At 46.8% G+C, this 22,730-nt stretch carries 19 protein-coding genes, 1 pseudogene and 1 riboswitch; of the genes and pseudogenes, 9 read left to right on the top strand and 11 right to left on the bottom strand.

Annotated elements, in window-relative coordinates:
- Window positions 1–40: 40 nt before the first annotated feature.
- On the bottom strand, window positions 41–397 hold the full coding sequence (locus EI981_RS23750) for a HesB/IscA family protein (protein WP_127002461.1): 357 nt from the start codon (window positions 395–397) through the stop codon (window positions 41–43).
- Window positions 398–989: 592 nt separating this feature from the next.
- Between EI981_RS23750 and mqnE the strand changes: the two genes are divergently transcribed.
- The gene (gene mqnE / locus EI981_RS23755; RefSeq protein ID WP_127002463.1) at window positions 990–2,096 is read left to right on the top strand and encodes an aminofutalosine synthase MqnE; all 1,107 of its coding nucleotides are present in this window, start codon (window positions 990–992) and stop codon (window positions 2,094–2,096) included.
- A gap of 87 nt (window positions 2,097–2,183) precedes the next feature.
- Here the strand turns inward: mqnE and EI981_RS23760 are convergent, their stop codons facing one another.
- Window positions 2,184–2,426 carry a YuzB family protein gene (locus EI981_RS23760; RefSeq protein ID WP_227011571.1) on the bottom strand — a complete coding sequence of 81 codons (243 nt, stop codon included), beginning with the start codon at window positions 2,424–2,426 and terminating at the stop codon, window positions 2,184–2,186.
- A gap of 112 nt (window positions 2,427–2,538) precedes the next feature.
- Between EI981_RS23760 and EI981_RS23765 the strand changes: the two genes are divergently transcribed.
- Window positions 2,539–2,784, top strand: a complete 246-nt coding sequence (locus EI981_RS23765) for a NifU family protein (protein ID WP_114496928.1) — start codon at window positions 2,539–2,541, stop codon at window positions 2,782–2,784.
- Between the two features lie 102 nt (window positions 2,785–2,886).
- Here the strand turns inward: EI981_RS23765 and EI981_RS23770 are convergent, their stop codons facing one another.
- Window positions 2,887–3,657: an SDR family oxidoreductase gene (locus EI981_RS23770; protein WP_127002467.1), complete on the bottom strand. Its 771-nt coding sequence runs from the start codon at window positions 3,655–3,657 to the stop codon at window positions 2,887–2,889.
- Window positions 3,658–3,973: 316 nt separating this feature from the next.
- Here EI981_RS23770 and EI981_RS23775 point away from each other — a divergent pair, with 316 nt between their 5' ends.
- Window positions 3,974–5,722, top strand: coding sequence for a sensor histidine kinase (locus tag EI981_RS23775; protein WP_127002469.1), 1,749 nt, complete (start codon window positions 3,974–3,976; stop codon window positions 5,720–5,722).
- A 17-nt stretch (window positions 5,723–5,739) separates the two neighbouring features.
- The gene (locus tag EI981_RS29110; protein ID WP_162616257.1) at window positions 5,740–7,335 is read left to right on the top strand and encodes a response regulator; all 1,596 of its coding nucleotides are present in this window, start codon (window positions 5,740–5,742) and stop codon (window positions 7,333–7,335) included.
- A 3-nt stretch (window positions 7,336–7,338) separates the two neighbouring features.
- Here the strand turns inward: EI981_RS29110 and EI981_RS23785 are convergent, their stop codons facing one another.
- Complete coding sequence (locus EI981_RS23785; RefSeq protein WP_127002471.1) at window positions 7,339–8,784, bottom strand: carbohydrate ABC transporter substrate-binding protein; 1,446 nt, start codon at window positions 8,782–8,784, stop codon at window positions 7,339–7,341.
- 334 nt (window positions 8,785–9,118) lie between these two features.
- Here EI981_RS23785 and EI981_RS23790 point away from each other — a divergent pair, with 334 nt between their 5' ends.
- The 5 genes from EI981_RS23790 (at window position 9,119) to gnpA (ending at window position 14,751) form a co-directional block, all read left to right on the top strand.
- Window positions 9,119–10,486, top strand: a complete 1,368-nt coding sequence (locus tag EI981_RS23790) for a carbohydrate ABC transporter substrate-binding protein (RefSeq protein WP_127002473.1) — start codon at window positions 9,119–9,121, stop codon at window positions 10,484–10,486.
- A gap of 98 nt (window positions 10,487–10,584) precedes the next feature.
- On the top strand, window positions 10,585–11,478 hold the full coding sequence (locus EI981_RS23795; protein WP_127002475.1) for a carbohydrate ABC transporter permease: 894 nt from the start codon (window positions 10,585–10,587) through the stop codon (window positions 11,476–11,478).
- A gap of 12 nt (window positions 11,479–11,490) precedes the next feature.
- Window positions 11,491–12,375: a carbohydrate ABC transporter permease gene (locus tag EI981_RS23800; protein WP_127002477.1), complete on the top strand. Its 885-nt coding sequence runs from the start codon at window positions 11,491–11,493 to the stop codon at window positions 12,373–12,375.
- A gap of 9 nt (window positions 12,376–12,384) precedes the next feature.
- Window positions 12,385–12,564, top strand: a complete 180-nt coding sequence (locus EI981_RS23805) for a DUF6903 family protein (RefSeq protein WP_227011572.1) — start codon at window positions 12,385–12,387, stop codon at window positions 12,562–12,564.
- A 12-nt stretch (window positions 12,565–12,576) separates the two neighbouring features.
- On the top strand, window positions 12,577–14,751 hold the full coding sequence (gnpA, locus tag EI981_RS23810) for a 1,3-beta-galactosyl-N-acetylhexosamine phosphorylase (RefSeq protein WP_127002481.1): 2,175 nt from the start codon (window positions 12,577–12,579) through the stop codon (window positions 14,749–14,751).
- A gap of 330 nt (window positions 14,752–15,081) precedes the next feature.
- On the opposite strand, the gene EI981_RS23815 is transcribed toward gnpA, so the two are convergent.
- From EI981_RS23815 to EI981_RS23845, 7 genes and pseudogenes are all read right to left on the bottom strand, one after another.
- The gene (locus tag EI981_RS23815; RefSeq protein WP_127002483.1) at window positions 15,082–15,939 is read right to left on the bottom strand and encodes a MetQ/NlpA family ABC transporter substrate-binding protein; all 858 of its coding nucleotides are present in this window, start codon (window positions 15,937–15,939) and stop codon (window positions 15,082–15,084) included.
- Window positions 15,940–16,004: 65 nt separating this feature from the next.
- Window positions 16,005–16,673, bottom strand: coding sequence for a methionine ABC transporter permease (locus tag EI981_RS23820; protein ID WP_127004967.1), 669 nt, complete (start codon window positions 16,671–16,673; stop codon window positions 16,005–16,007).
- Window positions 16,673–17,686 (bottom strand): methionine ABC transporter ATP-binding protein, encoded by a 1,014-nt coding sequence (locus EI981_RS23825; RefSeq protein ID WP_127002485.1) that lies wholly within the window; start codon window positions 17,684–17,686, stop codon window positions 16,673–16,675. The genes EI981_RS23820 and EI981_RS23825 overlap by 1 nt, the downstream gene beginning before the upstream one ends.
- Before the next feature lie 139 nt (window positions 17,687–17,825).
- Window positions 17,826–17,977: riboswitch (SAM riboswitch) on the bottom strand.
- 116 nt (window positions 17,978–18,093) lie between these two features.
- Complete coding sequence (locus EI981_RS23830; protein ID WP_127004969.1) at window positions 18,094–18,810, bottom strand: Cthe_2314 family HEPN domain-containing protein; 717 nt, start codon at window positions 18,808–18,810, stop codon at window positions 18,094–18,096.
- A gap of 155 nt (window positions 18,811–18,965) precedes the next feature.
- Window positions 18,966–20,731, bottom strand: a pseudogene (locus tag EI981_RS23835) (UbiD family decarboxylase).
- Between the two features lie 334 nt (window positions 20,732–21,065).
- Window positions 21,066–22,037, bottom strand: a complete 972-nt coding sequence (locus EI981_RS23840; protein ID WP_127002487.1) for a COX15/CtaA family protein — start codon at window positions 22,035–22,037, stop codon at window positions 21,066–21,068.
- A 167-nt stretch (window positions 22,038–22,204) separates the two neighbouring features.
- Window positions 22,205–22,570 carry a thioredoxin family protein gene (locus tag EI981_RS23845; protein WP_127002489.1) on the bottom strand — a complete coding sequence of 122 codons (366 nt, stop codon included), beginning with the start codon at window positions 22,568–22,570 and terminating at the stop codon, window positions 22,205–22,207.
- Window positions 22,571–22,730: the final 160 nt, after the last annotated feature.

A 22,730-nucleotide genomic window follows, 5' to 3' on the forward strand; every position in this document is an offset into this window, starting at 1 on the left:
TTTTACGAGCTAAATGCTCATCATCATGAACAAGCGGTCATCAATCACAAACTTCCGGCTTACCTTCCTCATTACGCATGCGGAATGACTGTCCACAGCCGCATGAAGCGATGGCATTCGGATTGTGGATGGTGAATCCGCCGCTCATACCCGATTCCTGAAAGTCGATTTCAAGACCGTTCAGATAACGAAGATCCTCTTTCTCAACAACCACCTTCACACCCTTGATATCCATAAACACATCCGCTTCGCCCTCATCATCATCCAGACCCATATTATATGAGAAGCCGCTGCATCCGCCTGGTTTCACCGCTAAACGCAAGAACATATTCGGTATTTCCTGTTCGGCCAGCATATCTTTGATTCGTTCGATGGCACTTTCAGAAATTTCAATCATCTTACGCCCTCCTTAGGATTACTTTTCAAGAGGTATTCAAAAAATATAGCTGCTTTTTTGAATTCTCATTATTAAAAGTATACTCCACATGGCAAGTCCCCTCAAGAGATAGGTTCAATAACGCCTTATTAAATTGTCATGTTTTTCCTCTAAAATTTAAGTCTTTTCTTCCAGACTTATTGCCCCCTATAAGAGTCAAGGTTTATAATAAGGGTTGTTCTAAGAGTCCGCCCGGATTTTTAAACTCGTATTTTAAGTACGTGTTTAAAAAGTCAGACTTTCAGCACCGGAAGGTTGGATGAAGCTAGGGACGAAAGGAGCGGAGCGTACGTAGTGGGTACGTGAGCACCTAAGATGTTTCCGTAGGAAACATGACTCCGTAAGCATTTGCTTAGGCCCGGCTGAATTCAAGATTCGATGCCTTGATAGCTTCATGATTTGCTTCATGATCAAAGGGGGACTTTTTAAACTACCTCTTTATGAGGTTTTACGGGATATGATGAAAATTGCATCCATATAAGCCGAGCTACGCATCGGCTATTTCGTTCAATTTTTCACAGTTCAGATCCAAAGAAGAAACGGAGGTAGACACATGATTCCAACAGTGATTGAGACAACCGATCAAAGAATGCTTGAAATCGTTAATAAAGTAAGAAACGGTGAGCGACTGACTCTTGAGGACGGGGTATACCTGTATGAGAGCGACGATATTTTGACTATCGGCCAACTGGCTAATGAGGTCAATTTAAGAAAGAATGGCAAGAAGGTTTATTTCATCGAGAACATGACCTTGTACTTCACTAATGTCTGTGAATCGCACTGCGCATTTTGCAACTTCCGACGCGATGAAGGAGAAGAAGGCGCGTATACTCTGTCTGGTGAAGAAATGATTGCATACGTCGAACAACATATTCATCCAGGCGTGCGAGAGTTCCATATTACAGGCGGACATAATCAACATGTTCCGTTCCAATATTATGTCGACTCGTTGAAGGCACTGCATGAGCACTTCCCTGAGGTGACAATCAAAGCCTACACCGCAGCGGAAATCGAGTTCTTCACCCGTATTAGCGGGATGAGCACGAAGGAAGTATTGATGGCGCTACAGCAAGCTGGCCTTAAATCGCTAACTGGCGGCGGAGCGGAGATCCTCTCTGATCAATATCGTCAGAAGATGAAGGTCGAAAAAGCAAATGTCGACCAATATCTGGATGTCCATCGTACAGCCCATCAGTTGGGGATGAAGACACATACCACAATGCTGTACGGAGCAATCGAAAGCCATGAAGACCGTGTACGCCATATGACTCAGATTCGCGAACTGCAGGATGAGACCGGAGGCTTCATGGTATTCATTCCATTGTCTATGCAGCCACGCAACAAGAACGCAGGAATTATGCGTCGTAATTCCGCCTTCGAGGATCTGAAGACGATCGCGATTAGCCGCCTGATGCTGGACAATATTCAGCATATCAAGGCGTACTTCATCAACATCGGCGTACAGCTTACACAAATGGCGCTGGCCTTTGGAGCATCCGATGTACATGGAACGCTTGTTAGAGAACGGATTAGCCACGCAGCTGGAGCCAATACACCTGAGGGGCTAACCCGCAAGGAATTAATCTGGCTGATCAAGGGCGCCGGCAGAATTCCAGTAGAACGGGACACCTTCTACAACGAGATCGAAGTTCACGAATAAGCTGAGCATAAAAATTAACAGCCTGAGAATGGTTTCCCCCATTTCTCAGGCTGTTTTTATTTTCTCCTCAATCCAAATCAAAATTTCCTAATCTTCAATCAGTCTGATTTCCTGGATCTTGATCATAATTTGATTATATAGAGCTTCTGCAGTCTCGCCCTCGACGCTCTCTCCATTTACGAGTGCATATGGCGAGAGATAGCACAACCCGCAGCTCGTCAGGCATCCATACTCGTATACTTCACAATCGGGCAGCTGCCTTAATTTATCCATAATTTCCTCAGTACCATGAGCTGTATTGTGGGTACAATACTCTATAATGGCTCGCAAAAGAATCTCCTCCATATATCCAAGTTCACAATCGTAATTCTCAATAAACTCTATAAGCATTTAAATTTAAAGTTATTTGTACTATAATAAGATGCGAAAGGAGCTGAAGACAATGAGTGAAAACGTACAAGATAAATTATATGACGAAGTATTAGAAGTTTTGGACAAACTTCGTCCATTCCTGCAACGTGACGGCGGTGACGTAGAACTGGTCGACGTTGAAGATGGCATCGTCAAATTGAAGTTGATGGGTGCTTGCGGCAGCTGCCCAAGTTCAACGATCACCCTGAAAGCCGGGATCGAACGTGCATTGTTCGAAGAAGTAGAAGGCGTTCAAGAGGTTGTACAAGTATTCTAATGATATAGCACCGTGGAATTGAATCCAGCATTTATGCTGTATCATGAACCTGGCCCCTTCGGATATACCGAAAGGGCCAGGTTTTTTTCTATATTATCAATCCTAGGAGCGTTTGATCCAAGGCCTGATCGGGTCTAGTCCCCCGGATATATCCATCACATTCCCCGTAATAAAATCCGAATCCGGATGGCATAAGAAGGTGATAACGCGGGCGATATCCTCCCCGCTGCCCGGCCGACCTAGAGGAGTCTCTCCATCAGACAGCACGCGCGCCTCCTGTATGGAGATCTCTTTGTTGCCGCCACGAATATCTCCAGGGCATACCATATTGACGGTGATGCCAAACGATGCCTCCTCAACGGCAAGTGTCTTCGTGAAGGACACAAGCCCAGTCTTGGCAGCGGCATATACAGCTCGGTGCGGCCAAGCACGCGACTCAGCAGCATGACCGAAGCCAAAGTGAATGATCCGCCCCCAGCCCTTCTGCCGCATCCCGGGCAAGACCAGATGATCCAACAGCATCGTCCCGACCAGATTCCCATCAATCATCGCCAATATATCCGTCTGGTCATAGTCAGCGAACATACGACGCTCTCGAATGAACGGACCCGCATTGTTCACAAGAATATCCACCGTGCCCAGCTGATCATTCACCTGCTGCACCAAGCCATCAAGCTGTTCCCTGCGAGAGATATCCGTCTTTACCGCAATCGCACGAACACCCAGCCCTTCGATCTCACTCTGCAGAAGCTGTGCTTCCCGTTCGCTATGTACGTAATTAATCGCAATATCGCATCCCTGCTCCGCCAGCATTAACGCCGTCTTCTTCCCAAGACCTTTGGCGCTTCCGGTAATAAGGGCGACTTTTCGCATCTTTTGTCCTTCTCCTTCTTAAAGAGGATATTCAAGAAGTCTACTCCAACCTTCTCGGTGCTGAAAAGCAGCCTTGCTGAATTCGACTTTTTGAATACACACTTAATCCCTTTTTATTAAGTATAAGAGATTTGAAGCATTCCCTCAAACGCATTCATCCATAACGATCAAACCTTCCATTTATTTACCAATTAAAATAGACTATTTTATTTACTTTATGGATTATTCTATCTACTCGCAGCAAAAGTCCACTGAATTACTGGTGAGGCTGCAAAGCTATGATAAAATATGTTTAACAAATTGAAGGGGCAATTCTATGTTACGTCAATTTAAAATCCAGCATCGATTAATTGGTACCTTCTTAGTCGTATCCATCCTTCCGATCCTGTTCCTAGGATACTATTCCTATCAGCTCTATTCGGAATCGATCAATGATAAGCTCAGCAAATCAACCTATCAGGCACTAACCCTAGTCAACAAAAATCTGCTGGCCGAGCTGCAGAATTATCAATATCTATGCGGCTCCATCTCAACCAATAATTTCGTGCAGGAGAGCCTGTCTAAGGGATTAGATCATCAGCCAATCAATGAAACGGCCAAAGAGGATGCAATGGACGCTATATTTCGGACCATATTCCCATCTCATGTTGTCAATGTAAGCATATTCGACGCGAACCATCGTCTGTTCTATGAATTGGGCTTCGAGACGGTTGATAATCACTCTCTCGAGAAAGCGATGCATGATGTGGATGCAAATGCCCCTTATGACGGCCTTACCTATGTCAAGACGATTCGTTCCTTTGATACTGTTGTACTCGGGCGCAAAATTCATGCTATAGACGACAGTACAGTGCCTATCGGTTATGCCTTTATTTTTATCAGCGGAGATTTGTTCTCCAGGAATATTCTATCCAGCGTCAATCTTGGAACCGGTTCCAAACTGATGATTATGGGTCGCGATGGAAGCGTGTTGTCGGCCAATGACGAAGAGATTCCTCTGGGCGGGCCTTATGCAGATCCAGACCTTTTTCAGCAAATTAAAGAACATCAACAAAAGGACATCAATTCCTTCTCATTACAGGTAAACAATGCGGGGCAGCAGGTCTCCTATATATACAATGAACAAATCGGCTGGTATCTCATCTCCATGATGCCCTTCTCCTATATCAATTCGGAGACGAGCAAAATAACTGTCAGCATGACGATTATCATGATCTTGATGGCCATAACCTGCATCATTATTATCTCTTTTATGAGCAGCAGCATCGTGAAACCGATCAAGAAGATTATCAGCTTCTGCAATCAAATCTCGACCGGTAACTTCTCTAATCGTATTAAGGATGATCAGGAGGACGAGATGGGGATTCTCTCCTATAAAATCAATATGATGGTTGATGAAATTGAGCACTTGATGCATAACCAGCGGTTGGACCAGAAACGCAAGCGGGAATTGGAGTTTCAGATGCTGCAATCGCAGATCAATCCCCACTTCCTGTTCAATACGCTAAATACGTTGCGCTGGCTGGCCATCATTAATCATGTTCCTGTGCTGAGTAACGGAATCAGTTCCTTATCAGAGCTACTACGCAGCACAATCCTGGACCGTGACGAGCAAATTACAATCCGCCAGGAAATTGATAACTTAAGCAACTATTTTGAAATACAAAAAATTCGCTATGCCGATAGCTTCCAAGTTGAATATGGCATCGATGAGGAATTGCTTGATTGCTTGATCCCGAAATTCATTCTGCAACCGGTTGCCGAGAATGCGATTATCCACGGGCTGTCGGAGCACAGTAAAGCCATTGAGATTAAGATCAAAGTCCAGCAGAAGGATGATCTTATCTGCATCGAGATTATCGACAATGGTAAAGGCTTTGATACAAGCGTGGTCCAGGACCCGGATACGGCGGCGAATAACAAGAAGCTGTCTGGGATCGGAATAACTAATGTGGATGAGCGAATCAAGCTCTATTACGGAGAAAATTACGGGTTGTTCATTACTAGTGTTATTGGTGAAGGCACCTGCTGTAAAATAATCATACCTACGCATAAGACACCTTAGATGAGGAGGTAATCTCAATGTATAATGTACTGCTGGTTGATGACGAACCTATCGTAAAAATCGCGCTGAGAACGATGATTGCCTGGGAAGCGTTAGGCTTCCCGATCTGTGGAACCGCTTCAGACGGAGCAGAGGCGTTAGCATTAATTGAGAAATTACACCCTGATATCATCATTACTGATCTGAAAATGCCGAATATGGACGGTCTGCAATTAATCCGAGAATTGAACAACCTGAACTATCCCGGCAAGGTGATCGTCGCCAGCAACTTTGGCGATTACGAGCTTGTGCGCGAAGCACTGCTTCTAGGTGCCGTCGACTATATGCTCAAGATCAGTATCAAGACCGATGATCTCATTGCCCAGCTTCACAAGACGGCCAAGCTGCTCGAGGAACAGCAGCAAACCCTGCAGGAGCAGGATATGAGACAAATGATGCAGAACAGTCTCAAAAGTGTGAAGAATTCTATTTTGAAGGACTATTTTCATGACACAGACTATGAGCTGGAGCATTTCGTACAGGACAAGCAAATCAAGCTGAATTTGACGGATACCCCGTGCTATCTGTTCTATATTACGTTCGACCTGGACAAATCCGCGGGCCATAATGAGAAATCCGACATTTCCCTAGCCTTCATTGAGAATACGATTCTAGACCTCATTGATGACGCCAGCGACGTCGAACTATTTCAGGTTGGCATGGATGGCATTGCAGCCATGATATCCAGGAAGCAGCTGGAGAAGAACCAAGGCAATCCGGTAAGCTTCATCAATAAAATACGGAAATTAATCCAGATGTACATCTCTGTGGAACCGCTTATCGTCTATTCCCGTGAGATCAAAGGGTATGTGGAGGCGAGGAAGGCATATTGGGCCTGCAAGGATGCCTTGAATGTGATCTTCTATGAGCATTCCTCCGTAATCTACGAGCAGGATATCAGATTTGTACAGGAACTAGAGCATGCTAATTACGTGGACTATTCCAACTCACTTTTGCGCCACTGGCAAGAGCTGGGCCGAGGGACCATTCCAGCTATGCTGGAGGATTTTATCAGGCTATGCAAACAGAGCGGCATCCACCCTACCGCCGTCAAAGCCTTTATGCTGAAATGCCTCGAGTATATTCCATTATGTGAGGACAAAGTACGAATCGATCATGAAGAGGAATATGAGCGTCATAAGAAAGCACTGCTGCAATGCAAAGATACAGCTTCCTTATTGAATACGGCGGCATTGGCCTTCGAGCATCTCAGTCTGGTGAATGACGCTTCCGATGCGCCTGCCCTGAAGAAGGTCGTGCTGGATGTTATGGATTATGTCGAAGCCCATTACCAGGACAAGATCACGCTGGAAATGATCTCAACATACGTGAATTTCAGTGAGAACTACCTATGTCGTGTCTTCAAAGAACAGGTCGGTATGAGCCCGATCAGTTATATTAATACTGTGAAAATGAATAAGGCCGCCGCTTTGATTGCAGGTGGACATACTTATATGAAGGAAGTAGCTGCCCTCGTTGGCATCAGCGACCAATTCTACTTCAACCGACTATTTAAGAAGCAGTTCGGCGTTTCTCCTTCGAAATATACTGGCCAGAATAAGCAAGCGAGGTAGAATTTATTTTGCGGGTGTGCGCATCTCGGCCTGAATCTGTGCGAAGACATGCTCCACCCGCTCCATCCATTGTTCAGTCGTCATCTTCCCCGTCATAATCGGAGTCATGGACTGTCTGAATAGAACATTCTTAATATCGATCTTCGATCCCTTCGGCAGCGCCTTCCAATCTTGAAAGATCGTCGTTGCACCTTCATAGGCGCTGAACATCTCGTACACGCCTGGCGTTAGGTAGGGCTTCGAGAGCTCCTGGGCCCCCTTCAGAGCAAAGGCGCCATTGGATTTCTGCGCAAACAATTTGACCGATTCATCGGTGTACAGGAACTTGAGAAACTCTTTGGCCAGCTCCGGATTTTTGGCCCGGAGGGGGATCGAGAATTGCTCATAGCTAGACAGAATATAGCGCTCGTCCTCCTTTTGGAAGACCGGCACTGGAATCATACCGAATTCAAAGCCCTCTTCCCGCGGCGAATCCTTCATTTCATTCTCCATCCAGTTCCCATTGACGATAAAAATAGCCTTGCCCTGCATCATATCGGTCTGGGATTGGGTATGGTTCAAATTCACCGTGCCATCCATTAAATAACCTTCGATGCCAATCTTTGCGAAGGTATCTAGTACCTTCTTCACCTCATCCGTCTTGAACGAACCCGGCTCATAGGAGAAAATCTTCTTCAATTGATCGATTCCCACCGCATTCGCTAGAGAAGGATACATGATCTCCTCCAGATAATCTGGATAAATCCCCTGATAAGTAAATAGAGCCCTCTTAATCTTATGGCCATTCGCATCGGTCAGATAGTTCTCCTCTTTCTCCAATTCCTTCCCGAGCTCGAAGAACTCGTCCCAGGTTTCCGGTAGCTTCCAGCCCTTCTCCCGGAACAGATTCTTATTGTAGATAAGACCCATAGGCCCTGCATTAAACGGAGCCATATATATTTTGCCATCCTGATAAGGCGAGAACCTTGTACTCTCCAGCATGCCAGGCAGAACCATGTCCTTCAGCTTCATATCTTTATCAAGTGCCTTGCTCTCGAACACATCCGTAAGATCGAGCAGGCCCTTCTCTTTCACTAGTGAAGTAATTAATCCACTCTGCTCTGTATCGGCCACAGCCAACAGATCCGGCGGATTGCCCGCAACGAGCTGAGGCCGGACAACATCGCCAATTCTCGGACTAATCGTCATATCGACCTTGACCCCGGGATAGGCTGCCTCAAATTTGCTGACGATCTCCTTCCAATATTCGGGGCCATATCCCCCCATGAATACCGCAATGCTTAATTCCTTATTTTTGAACTTTCTGGCGGCATTGTTCTGATCGCCATTCAAGACAGCTTCATCCGCAGGCCGCTCCGCCCCACGACCAATGATGATGTGGTTGCTTATATAAATAATACAGAAGAGACTTATCGCTACAATTACTAATAGGCTGACTTTTTTCTTCATTGCGCTTCGGCTCCTAGATCCTATTATGTCTTATACCTCTTTCATTCTACTATAACATTCGATCGCCCCCCGTAAACGCAAAAATCCATGTACAAAATTAGCTTTTATTCCTGGGTTATGAATGATGCCGCCCCTACCCGAATTCCGATTATAGATAATTTTTGCATATCCATGGACTATTCTCATGACATCGCCTGAACCCATTGAAAGCGATGATCCAAGTAGGCTAATTTGAATATGCCGGAAGTCATCTGCCATCATTCGCAGGAGATGGCTCCGAGAAACATCAGAATTTTCACCAATCGTTGTACAGACAATTTCAGGAGGGGTAAACATGAAAAAGCTTCTTAGCCTCGCGCTCGCAGCAACTCTTACATTAAGCCTGGCTGCATGTGGCGGCAACAACAGCAGCACAAGCTCCAATTCAGGGAATGAGCCGGCTTCGGCCAACTCTCAAACAACCGGCAACGAGAAGCGTACTTTAAAAGTAGCCGCTTTGGAAACCGCTTACGGTGCGGATGTATGGCATGAAATTGCCACCGCTTTCGAGAAGGTCAATCCGGAAGTCAAGGTTGAACTGACCATCGACAAGAGTCTTGAAGACGTGATTGGACCGGGAATGAAATCCGGTGATTTCCCTGACGTCATCCATCTGGCGGTAGGGCAGCCTAAGGGCCTGACAGAAACCTTCGTGAAGGATAATAACCTTACCGATCTTACAGATGTACTCTACATGACGGTCCCAGGTGAAAGCGCTACCGTTGGCGACAAGCTGATTCCAGGCTTTACTGACACGTCCATCACCAACCCGTATGGAGACAGCAAGACCTATCTGATGCCTATGTTCTATAGCCCATGTGGGCTGTTCTTTAACGCAGCGTTATTCGAACAGAAAGGCTGGGATGTACCGCAAACCTGGGATGAGATGTGGGCGCTGGGCGATAAAGCAAAAGCTGAAGGCATCTCTCTATTCGCCTATCCGACGACTGGATACTTCGACGCCTTCTTCTACGCTTTGTTGAATGAAGCCGGCGGACCAGAATTCTTCACAAGAGCGATGAATTACACAGAAGGAATCTGGCAGACACCAGAAGCTGCTAAAGCATTCGACGTGGTTGATAAGCTGGCCGGCTACACAGAAAAGACCGTACCTGCCAATGGCAACAAAGATAATTTCGTAAAAAATCAACAGCTGATCCTCGATAACAAAGCGCTGTTCATGCCGAACGGTACCTGGGTAGTCGGTGAGATGAGCAAGGCGCCTCGTGCCGATGGCTTCAAATGGGGCTTCACGGCATTGCCTGCCTTGACCGACGGCGGAGAACGCTATTCCTATACGTTCTTTGAGCAGGTCTGGGTTCCAGCCAAAGCAGAGAATGCGGATTTGGCTAAGCAGTTCATTGCCTATCTGTATTCCGATGAAGCAGCTTCCACCTTTGCGAAGGTTGGTGCAGTTCAGCCGATTAAGGGAATGTCCGACAAACTGGACGGCGATAACAAATTGTTCTACAGCATTTATGATTCCGGCGCCAAGGCGGCCATGGGCGCATTTGCAACTACCGACCCGGTTGAGGGCGTAAGCATCTCGGACACCGTATTCGGTACTGTAGATTCGTTGGTAACAAAGTCCAAGACGAAGGATCAATGGGTTGAAGCCATTACAAAAGCGAGCGATGCTCTGCGCGGCGCATTGAAGAAATAGAATAGTTGCCCGGTATGAGCTAAGTAAGCATATTAAAAATGATGGTGGTCAGCCCAGGCTGTCCACCGTTATTTTTACCTTAGGAGGGAGCTGGACCCATGAATAACAGAAAAGGACGCGGCCGGTTCATATTTTTCTGTCTTGCGCCTGCAGTCATTCTTTTTACCATCTTTCTGATTATTCCTACGATTGACGTTTTCCGCATGTCCCTATATAAATGGGGCGGCTATACAGATAATAAAACCTTTGTAGGAATGCAAAATTTCTCGAAGCTGTTCCAGAGCGATAAATTCTATCAATCGTTCCAGAACAGCATTCTGCTGATCGTCGTTGTGTCCATCGTGACCTTCGCCTTCGCTCTAATCTTTGCATCTATGCTGTCACGCGAGAAATTAAAAGGACAAAATTTCTTTCGGATCATCTTTTATATTCCAAACATTCTGTCCATCGTCGTCATCAGTGCTATTTTCTCAGCGATTTATGACCCGAACAGCGGACTGTTGAACGCATTCCTGAATTTGTTCCGCAGTGCCACCTCAGACCCGATTCTCTGGCTCGGTGATCAGAAGATCGTCATTTACAGCTTGAGCGGTGCCATGGTCTGGCAGGCCATCGGCTACTACATGGTTATGTATATGGCGAGTATGGCCAACATTCCCGAGAGCCTGTACGAATCTGCCGATCTCGAAGGGGCCGGTCGAATTCATCAATTTTTCAGCATCACCATTCCGCTGATCTGGACGAATATCCGAACGACGCTGACCTTTTTCATCATCAGTACGATCAACATGAGCTTCTTGTTCGTCATGGCGATGACGGGCGGCGGACCGGACGGTGCGACCGAAGTGTTCCTCAGCTATATGTACAAGGAAGCTTACACGAATTCCTCATATGGCTACGGTATGGCCATCGGCGTTATCGTATTTCTGTTCTCGTTCGCGCTTGCCGCTATACTGAATGCGGTCACCAAGCGAGAGCACTTGGAATATTAAGGAGGGGACAAAATGAATCCAGAACATCAGCATAGCAGCAATAAATTGTATAAATTCTTCATTTACCTTCTGCTGATTGCCCTTGCGGTCGTCATCATCGTCCCTGTCGGCTGGGCCTTCCTCGCTTCGATCAAGCAGGACGTTGAATTCTATGGCAGCCCTTGGGCTCTCCCGGAAGGATTCCATCTTCAGAACTTTGCGGATGCCTGGCAGAAGGCGAAGATGGGCAGCTACATGCTCAACTCCGTGGTTACGACAGCGATTGCCCTTGTTTTGCTGCTCGTCATAGCCTTGCCGGCAGCCTATGTGCTGGCAAGATACAAGTTCAGAAGCAGCAGCTTCTGGAACATGCTATTTATGGCTGGTTTATTTATCAACATTAACTATATCGTCGTTCCGATCTTTTTGATGCTCAACAATGGGGATAAATCGCTGCGCAGCCTTCTCGGGCAGCCCTTCCTCCTCAACAATCTGTTCATTCTGGCGCTCGTCTATGCCGCAATGGCTCTGCCCTTTACGATCTACCTGCTATCGGGGTATTTCAAGACATTACCTAAGGAATATGAAGAAGCTGCTTCCGTGGATGGTGCCGGTTATTTCCGTACGATGGTTCAGGTCATTATGCCAATGGCCAAGCCAAGCATTGTTACCGTCATTCTGTTCAACTTCCTCTCGTTCTGGAACGAGTATATTATCTCGATGACTTTGCTGACCAAACCGGGGCTAAGAACGCTGCCTGTAGGTTTGATGAACCTGATGGCCGCTCAGAAATCCGCCGTCCAATACGGCCAGATGTATGCGGGTCTGGTGCTGGTTATGCTGCCGACCCTGATCCTCTATATGCTTGTACAAAAAAAGCTCACCCAAGGCATGACTATGGGCGGGCTGAAAGGGTAAGGTGCCATGATGAACGATTCTCCGAGAACGATGCTACGTTATTTACTCATGCTGATCGTTTTTATTATCGCCATGACCCTGGTCATCACCGGCCAGAAGAGTATTGGTCCCGCCGGGCTAAGTACGATGCTAATCGGGCTTGGCCTGCTGGTTGGCCTGCTGTGGTTCTATAATCGACAATATAAATAGGAGTGATTCTCTATGGCTAACAGACAAGGCCGTGTCACGATTCCAACAGATCTGGACGTCATCTCACAAACCCATGAAATTATGAAGCGCTGGGGCGCCGATGCTATACGGGACTGCGACGGCACCGACTTCCCGTCTGAGCTCAGCGAGATTGGGGCCAAAGTCTATTCTACTTACTATACGACCCGAAAAGATAATGAATGGGCGCTGGCGAATCCGGATGAGATCCAGCAAATGTACTTAATGACCCCATTCCATACGGCCTCAAGCGCAGAGCTGTCTATTCCGCTGATGAAGGGCCTCTATCCAGATATGCTCAAGGTGAATGATCGTGATGATATTACACGCTGGTGGGAAGTTATGGATCGTACAAGTGGCGAAGTCGTGCCGACCGCACAGTGGAGCTATGATCCAGCAACGGAGAGCGTGACGATTGAGGCCGTACCGTACCATGACTATACAGTAAGCTTCCTCGCATATATCATGTGGGATCCGGTTCACATGTACAATTCCGTCGTTAATGACTGGAAAGACGTAGAGCATCAAGTCACTTTCGATGTCAGACAGCCCAAGACGCATAAATTTACGATGGAGCGGATTCGCAAATTTATAGAGGAGCATCCTTATGTCAATGTGATCCGATTCACAACATTCTTCCATCAATTTACGCTTATCTTCGATGAGCTGGCTCGAGAGAAATATGTGGATTGGTACGGCTATTCCGCTTCGGTCAGCCCCTATATTCTTGAGCAATTCGAGCAGGAAGTCGGCTATACATTCCGGCCCGAATTTATCATCGATCAAGGTTATTTCAACAATATGTACCGGATTCCCTCCAAGGAGTTCCGTGATTTCCAGGCCTTCCAGCGGCGTGAAGTTGCCAAACTGGCCAAGGAGATGGTCGATATTGTCCATGAATGCGGTAAGGAAGCGATGATGTTCCTCGGCGATCATTGGATCGGCACTGAGCCGTTCATGGAGGAATTCGCCTCGATTGGGTTGGATGCGGTTGTTGGCAGTGTGGGCAACGGCTCGACCCTGCGCCTAATTAGCGATATTCCCGGTGTAAAATATACAGAAGGACGGTTCCTACCCTACTTCTTCCCGGACACCTTCCATGAAGGTGGAGACCCGGTACGAGAAGCCAAAGTGAACTGGGTAACGGCCCGCCGCGCCATTCTACGCAAACCAATCGACCGGATCGGCTATGGCGGTTATCTGAAGCTAGCGCTCGATTTTCCTGAATTCGTTGATTATGTGGAGAGCGTCTGCGATGAATTCCGGACGTTGTATGACAATGTTCAAGGAACAACGCCTTATTGCGTGAAGACGGTAGCTGTACTCAATTGCTGGGGCAAGATGAGAGCCTGGGGCAATCATATGGTTCACCATGCCCTCTACTACAAGCCTAACTACAGCTATGCCGGCATTATTGAGACGCTCTCCGGTGCTCCATTTGACGTGAGATTCATCAGCTTCGAAGATATCAAGCAAAACCCGTCCATCTTAGGGGATATCGATGTTATTCTCAATGTTGGAGATGGCGATACCGCTTATACAGGCGGCGACTGGTGGCTAGACTCGGACATCGCTATCGCTATTAAGAAATTCGTGCATGAAGGCGGCGGCTTCATCGGCGTTGGTGAGCCTGCAGCTCACCAGGCCAATGGGCGCTACTTCCAGCTGACCAATATTCTTGGTGTAGAGCAGGAACGAGGCTTCACACTGGGCTATGATAAATATAATTGGACCGAGCATGATCATTTCATTACCACCGATTGCAAAATCGATGACCAAGGACATAAGCTGATCGATTTTGGCGAGGGCAAGAAAAATGTGTTCGCCCTTGAAGGAACGACCGTACTGCGCCATATTGACAAAGAAGTGCAGCTTGCCATAAATGAGTTTGGCCGGGGACGTGGAGTATACATCAGCGGCCTTCCTTACAGCTTCGAGAACAGCCGGCTGCTGTATCGCGCCATTCTGTGGAGCGCCCATGGCGAGGATGAGCTGCATTGCTGGTTCAGCGATAACTACAATGTCGAAGTTCATGCTTATGTGAAGAACGGCAAATACTGCGTAGTTAATAACACCTATGAGCCGCAGCAGACCACCGTCTATCGTGGAGATGGTTCCAGCTTCGAGCTCCAGCTGGATGCGAACGAGATTAAGTGGTACGAGATTTAATAAATAGCCGTACAAATAGAAAGAAACCAATCCATGCGGACTTTGATTGTCCGCGAAGGATTGGTTTCTTTTTCATAAACTCCCTAAACTGAAAATAAGTGCTTATATACAACTAATTCAGCTATTATGAGAAAAATTTTGCATATAACTGCTTTTATACACTTATTTGATTGATATTTCTTAATATCGAAACCTAAATAAGAAAATAGCTGCGTATACGCAGCTATTTTCTGAATACAAGAGAATTTCTGTTCAATAAGTGTATTTCTGCAATTATCTTTTTCGATTTAGCGGCTACTGAAGCGCTTATTGACATGTACTAGTTTCTTATTAAAATACAGGTACGAGTGCACCTTTATACGTATCCTCGATAAATTTCTTAGTATCATCGGAAGTCAGCGCCTTGGCCAGCTTCTGGATTGCATCGGAATCCTTATTGTCTGGACGGGAAACGAGAATGTTCGTATAAGGAGAATCTTTGTCCTCGATGAACAGAGCGTCAGTCATTGGATTTAGATCAGCCTTAAGCGCATAGTTCGTATTGATCAGAGCCAGGTCAACCTCATCCAATTGACGTGGCAGCATTGCTGCATCCACCTCTTTGAACTTCAGGTTCTTCGGATTTTCTGTAATATCTTTGGAAGTAGCTGTAACTCCAGCATCCGGGTTCAGCTTGACCAGACCTTGCTTCTCGAGCAAGAGCAGCGCGCGTCCGCCGTTTGTTGCATCATTAGGAATTGCAATCGTAGCACCGTCTGCAATTTCATCCTTGGACTTAATTTTCTTCGAATATGCACCAAATGGTTCAACATGCACACCTACGACAGATACCAGGTCGAAGTTGTTCTGTTTGTTCTGTTCGTCAAGATAAGGCTGATGTTGGAAGTAGTTCGCATCCAACTGCTTCTCGAATACTTGCACGTTCGGCTGTACATAGTCAGAGAATTCCTTGACTTCAAGCTCAATGCCTTCTTCCTTCAGCGCTGGAGCAATATGCTTAAGAATGTCCGCATGAGGCGAAGTCGCCCCAACAACCAGCTTCACAGGCTTATCAGTCTGCGTATTCTCGCTTCCGGCAGCACTGCTATTGCCCGCCGTATTATTCGCTCCCTTGTCTCCGTTGCTTCCGCAAGCAGATACCACCAACACCAACACAAGCGTTAACAGGGTAAGACTCCACTTCTTCATACAGTATGACCTCCTAATAATTAAATTTGAATAAGGACAGGACAGCTTATATATTTTGTAATTCCTTATTTCCTCGTAAAATAAATGACCAGCCGGTCGCCCAGCATTTGCAGCACCTGTACCAAAATAACCATGAAAATAACCGAAACAATCATAACTTCCTTCTCATAACGGTAGTAACCATACCTGATAGCCAGATCCCCCAGGCCACCACCGCCAATCATTCCTGACATCGCGGTATAAGAGACGAGGGTGACTATCGTGATCGTGATCCCTGCGAGCAGCCCAGGCAATGATTCCGGCAACAGCACCTTGCGGATAACCTGGAACGGGGTCGCCCCCATCGCCTGCGAAGCTTCGATCACACCGCGATCCACTTCGCGCAGTGCCGTCTCAACGAGACGAGCGAAGAACGGAGCAGCAGCGATCACGAGCGGAGGAATCGTCCCTTGCACACCGGAGGAGACTCCGACAATGGCACGGGTTAGCGGGATTAGAGCAACGATCAGAATGATGAACGGTACCGAACGGATAATGTTAACGATAAATGACATGACTCTGTATACCCATTGCAATACCGTGGAATTGGAACGCGAGGAAACATATAACAGTACCCCCAGCGGTAAGCCAATAACTAGCGTAAACAAGGTTGAATATAGCATCATCTGCAGCGTATCCACCGAAGCCGTTCCCATCTCCGACCAATCAATCTTCGAGAAATCAAGACCCCACATCACTCCATCACCTCCACATCAAGCTCGCGCTCTCTTAACAGTGCTATTGTACGGTTAACATCATCATTGCTGCCTTCGAAGGATACTGTCAGTTTCCCGTATGGCGTATCCTTGATCGTCGATATCGTGCCCTGCAAGATAGCGAAGTTAACGCCAGTCTCGCGCACCACTTGTGACATAATCGACTCATAGGTCTTCGTACCGAGGAAAGTGATCCTTGCCAGCTTAGATCCGCTTGTTAGCGAGGCCGCCGCCAGCTTGAAGCCTTCCTCTCCTTGGGCATCGCGATCAATGAATTCCTTCGTCACAGGATGCTTCGGCTTCAGAAATACTTCTGCAACCGGCCCCTCTTCGACGATGCCGCCCGCATGAATAACAGCAACACGGTCGCAGATGCTCTGGATGACATGCATCTCATGGGTAATTAGCATAATCGTTAAGCCAAATTTCTTGTTAATGTCCAGTAGCAGCTTGAGAATAGAATCCGTTGTCTGCGGGTCAAGTGCGGATGTCGCCTCATCGCAGAGCAGTACATCTGGATCACTGGCTAGCGCCCGGGCAATGCCGACACGCTGCTTCTGACCACCCGACAACTGAGATGGATACTTATTACGATGTTCCTGAAGACCGACCAGCTCAAGCAGCTCACTGACCTTCTTCTCAATTTCTTGCTTCGGTGTATGAATCAGTGTCAGCGGAAATGCAATATTATCGAATACCGTTGCCGAAGAGAGCAAGTTAAAATGTTGGAAAATCATGCCAATCTTTCGCCGCTTCTCCTGCAAATCCCGCTTGTTAAGCCTTGTTAGCTCCACACCGCCGACCCAAATTTCGCCTTCCGTCGGACGCTCCAGCAGATTGATACAGCGGATTAGCGTACTCTTTCCTGCGCCGGAATGACCGATCACACCAAATATTTCACCTTTACCAACGGATAGATTAAGCCCGGATAAGGCAGTTGTTTTCTTCTTTTTGTCGCCATATGTCTTCGTTAGCTGCTTGAGTTCAATCATAGCGAATTGCCCCCCACTACAATGGTGGACTGCGGATTGACCGCTCTTCTCACCACTGTTAATCATGAATCTTCCAGAAAATATAAGAAAAGAGCCCCTACACAGATTCAAAGGGCTCTCTTTACGTAAAGACAATGCCTTCTCATCTGTCAAAGCCCTGTCCGCTGTAAGCAAACAGACTTTGAAGGAATTAGCACCATGACATTTATCGATTCTGGTATCGTACCAAACATCGGATAAATCGGTTGCCGGGCTTCATCGGGCCTTTCCCTCCACCACTCTAGATAAGAAATATTTATGAAATTATTAATTTAAGTTTCTGAAACTATTCTGAGTATAGTAACATTCTCACAGTTTGTCAAAGGAAATTTGACACAGTTCACATTTTCCGCGTCACACCACGTATTTTATCTCCCAGCCAGCTGCTTCCATCTTTGATTTGTGTAGACAAATACCGCCTCAAGCGTCTCACACACCATTTGATAGCCTTGCTCCAGATCGCGGATATGCAGGTCCAAATTCTCCAGCTCGATTTTACCGAACAAGGCTTGGTGCCGTTGCCATAGATCGTCACGCAATTCTGAATTCATGTAATGGATCTCCGTGTTGCGACGACGTCTAAGTTCAGATAGCGCTTCGCGATATTGATTTTTGATGATGTTTAGGTCTTTACCCAATTCAGCATGCTTCGGAATGAGCTGAAGCTGACGCAGCACCGTGAAGAACGAGAAATGAGGCTTAATCTTAGCCATCTTCATATCGAACAACTCGTTAAGCACAGTTCCCAACTTGTCTAGAACTGCAAATACACGTATAAATCCGTCTTTGTAGAAAAATACGTATCGTGCATAATCCTCTCGCTCAGCAGGTTCCATGTCTTCTACCGAATCATGCGTAACCTTCTTACGGAACAGACTTGAGGCGAACAAGCACTCCTCCAGTTCATTGAGCGATGAGATCAATCCCAGAATCCAAATCTCAAGCTTACGATAATCATGCGTCGGATCATGTTTAAGCTCGATTTCATGACGCAGTATACGAATGGTCTCCTTCATCGCCTTATGCGCCTTGTCCAGTCTCTCCTCCGGTTGTCTGGGTGGCTCCCCAAGTAAGCTACGCAGCATGTTCATTCCTCGCTTCCTGCTAGAAGTTGTTCAAAAAGTCCGCACCCTAGCATCATCCGACTGAAGCGTTTTGAAAAACGCACATCGGAAGCAAAAGCGGTGCTGAAAATCGGTCTTTTTGAACACACTGTTAGCGACAAAGTTCTATTCCCCAATTATACAAAATAGCTTTTCCAGCGCTCGTCCACTAATTTTACAATATCCTCCGGAGGGAACAATTCATCCGGATATCCGGGCTTTATACGAGCATCAATCACGATCGGCAGACTATAGACAAGATGGTGCTGACGCACCTCACTTGCCGTATAAATATCGCTCGCTGGATTGAAACGGGTAAATACGGTCCAGAGGAATGAAGTCTGATCATACGTTACTGTCTTCGCATCGTCAACCAATACGGCGAGCGGCCAAGCTGTTCCCCGTTCCCGTAAACGTGCCAGAACACGTTCGGCTAATTCCGGCTCGTCCTCATAGGATGCACCGGATACGACAAGACATCCGTCATGGAAGACAGAAATCTGACTGATCTCAGTGATATCCCCTTCGTCATAAACCTTCGGTAGTTCCCGGACAGGCTTGCCAACCCCGATCATAATCGCTTTACTGCCGTGGTTCAGCTTATGCCCCGTATAGTCCAGCGTGTCATGCGAAGTATTGTTAATGATGAATAGATCGCTTCGCGGATCGAAACGTTCCAGCACGGTCTTCAACAGCAGACGGAAGTCGGCCAGATCGAGCTTCTGATCCGTCAGCATCAGGAACTTGGTTAACGATAATTGGCCTTCACCGAGAATACGGAAGCCGGCAACTAGCGCTTCGCGCGAATAGCTCTCCCGCACCACTGCGGACGATAGCGCATGGAAGCCGCTCTCCGCATAGGTCCACAGGGAATGAACCTTAGGCATCACAAGTGGAAATGCCGGAGACAGCAGCTTCTGCAGGAAGTCTCCCAAGTAATAGTCCTCCTGACGCGGCTTGCCAACAATCGTTGCCGGGTAAATCGCATTCTTCCGATGCCACATGTTCTTCACATGCAGAACCGGAAAATCATGCTGCAAGGAATAGTAACCAAAGTGATCGCCGAACGGTCCTTCCGGACGGCGTTCGAACGGAGAAACAACGCCCTGAATGGCGAATTCAACCTCCGCTGGAATCCGATGTCCGCCAAGCGGGTTATCCACCATCGGCAACTTCTCTCCCAGAATAAAGGAAGCTACCAGCAGCTCTGATAAGTTCTCAGGCACCGGAGAAATCGCCGAGGCAATCATCGCTGGCGGACCGCCAATAAAGACGGATACCGGTAGAGCTTGCCCCATCTTTTCTGCTTCATGGTAATGAAAGCCACCGCCCTTTTGAATTTGCCAGTGTACGCCTGTTGTCTGATCATCATAGATTTGAATCCGGTACATGCCGAGATTGTTCTCTTTCGGATGAAGCGGATTCTCTGTATAGACTAATGGCAACGTTACAAAAGGACCGCCATCAACCTGCCAGCTTGTCAGCTTTGGTAGCTCGCGGAGAGGCGCATCCTTCTGACATACTTCAAGAATCGGTGCCTTACTCTTCGGTACATTCTTAAGTCCTACCTTGAGCACTTCCGAATCAAGCCGCGCTCATTCCAGATCGCTTTCGGATTCGGCGGCATAATGCGGTCTAGCATCGTGACTAATTGATTGGCTAGCTGCTCCGGACGAGATCCGAACGCCATCTCAACGCGGCGGATCGTTCCGAACAGATCTGTCGCCACCGGGAACGGAGTTCCCTTTACATTTGTGAACAGCAATGCAGGTCCTTCGTCGTCAATGACCCGACGGTGGATTTCCGCCAATTCCAAGTAGGGATCAACAGGAGCATCGATAATCGTCAGTTCATTCTCTCTCTGAAGCATATCTATCCAATCATGCAAATTTTTACAGCCCATTTTAAATTCCTTCCTGAACAGCCTGGATTGCCGTATCTATATATCTGTCTTTATTATTTCAATGATTTAATATTCCATTTCACAGTTCACAGTATAACAGTTACTAGCGCTTCAGCCTGCCGAGACCAACAACAGATTCATGACAAATGGCAAATATGAAGAAAGCCCACGAGTAGATCGTGGACTTTTGTTCCTCACTATAATTTCTACCCAATTATAATAAAAAGCGGAAATACCTGCATTATTGCATTCTTTTGACTAAAAGATTGGATTTCAGCTGTAAAAAGACGCATTTTGCAATTTTGGTAATCTCCTTATCAAAGATCCCGTCGAGCTATGCATCGATCCGTTTGCCGCTAGTCTTATTGGAGCTTTGTCTGCTGAGCTGCCACGTTCTGACACTCAAATAACATAACACCCCGAATAATGAAGCGAGCACGATTATATGGGCGAGTGAAGTAAATAAGTATACTTCGAAATTGCTCAAAGTAAATACGATCCCCGCACCCGTGAACACCTGAATGATGATCAGGACCGTTGCGGCAATGCCTAATTTACGAATTTCCCTGTGATGCGGATGCTTCCAATACGCCAAATGTCCGACTAACGCAATGAGTACAAGGAGCAGCAGAGCCGCGACACGGTGAATAAAAGCGACACCAGTCCCGCCAGTCAAATCGGGAATCAGCTCATTATTGCATAGCGGCCATCCACTGCAGCCTCCCGCCGAATCCGTATGGCTGACATAGGCACCTATGTATACAACAATATAAGTATATAATGTGGCAAACCAGGTCAAATTGCGAAAGCCGATCGATACCGGTAGTGCATCGGATTGAGCAGATACCGGACCGGAATTCTTCTCCGTTGTCTCTTCAGTGCGTATACCGAGTGCTAACATGATTGAACTTGCAAAGGCAATCAGTGAGAAGCCGAAATGAAGGGCCATTACACCGGACGAGGTAGGATAAATTACCGCCATTGCCCCCATAAAAGCTTGTACCATCACAAAAATAAGCGCCAGCAGCGCATATAGCTGCAGGTCTTTGCGGTTCTTGCGGTACAACCAGAAAGCGATGAATGCGCCTACCGCAAGTAACCCCGCGGCTCCACTTATCGCCCGATGCGAGTATTCAATCATCGATGCAAGCGTGTGGGCCGGTACAAATTTCCCATGACAAAGCGGCCATTCATTGCCGCAGCCGAGTCCCGACTCTGTCTTCGTCACCACGCTCCCGCCCAAGGTAGCGAGGAACATAACAAAACAGGACAAATAACTAAGCCATTTCAAATGCTTCGTCTTCAATGATTTTCACCTGCTATAACAAAGTGTTAGGGAATTTTCACAATTCATACCACTTCATTATACCTGATATCCTCCATGCAATCATAGGGGAACATGACAAAATATTCAAAAACAAAACACGCCGCCCGCCAAATGAGTTGGGGGCAGCGTGTCTAGTTCTGAACTGCTTAGCTCTCTTTACTATCCGCCGTATTATGTAGTGCGGAATATACATCCAGCGCTTTGTTCAGGAAATCCTCGATCTCCTCACGTGATTTACGGAGTTTATTAACGAAACGAACGAGTTCTCTGCCGTCGGTATAAGCGACAAAGCTAGGAATGCCCATGATGTTCTGTTCCTGACTTACGTCTCCGACCTGATCCACATCGACCTCAACAAGGGTCAATCGATCTTCAAATTTTTGTTCTACTTCAGGCATGAACGGGTCCATAAATTTGCAATCTACGCACCAGTCCGCTTTAAATACAGCGACTACCAAATTGCTGGATTGAATGCTGACTTGGAACTCCTCAGCGGAAGTAACTTTTCTCATTGACTTTCATTCCTTTCTCATAATGTATTCTCCAAATCGATGTATCTCTAGTCAACCAAATTGAAGTGTGGAAGTCAAATATTTCGGCCATACTTATAGAAGATGTTCAAAAAATCCACTCCTCATGCCCTAGTTTCATTCAACTGAAGCGTTTTGAAAA

The sequence above is a fragment of the Paenibacillus lutimineralis genome (genome assembly GCF_003991425.1).
GTDB lineage: Bacteria > Bacillota > Bacilli > Paenibacillales > Paenibacillaceae > Fontibacillus > Fontibacillus lutimineralis.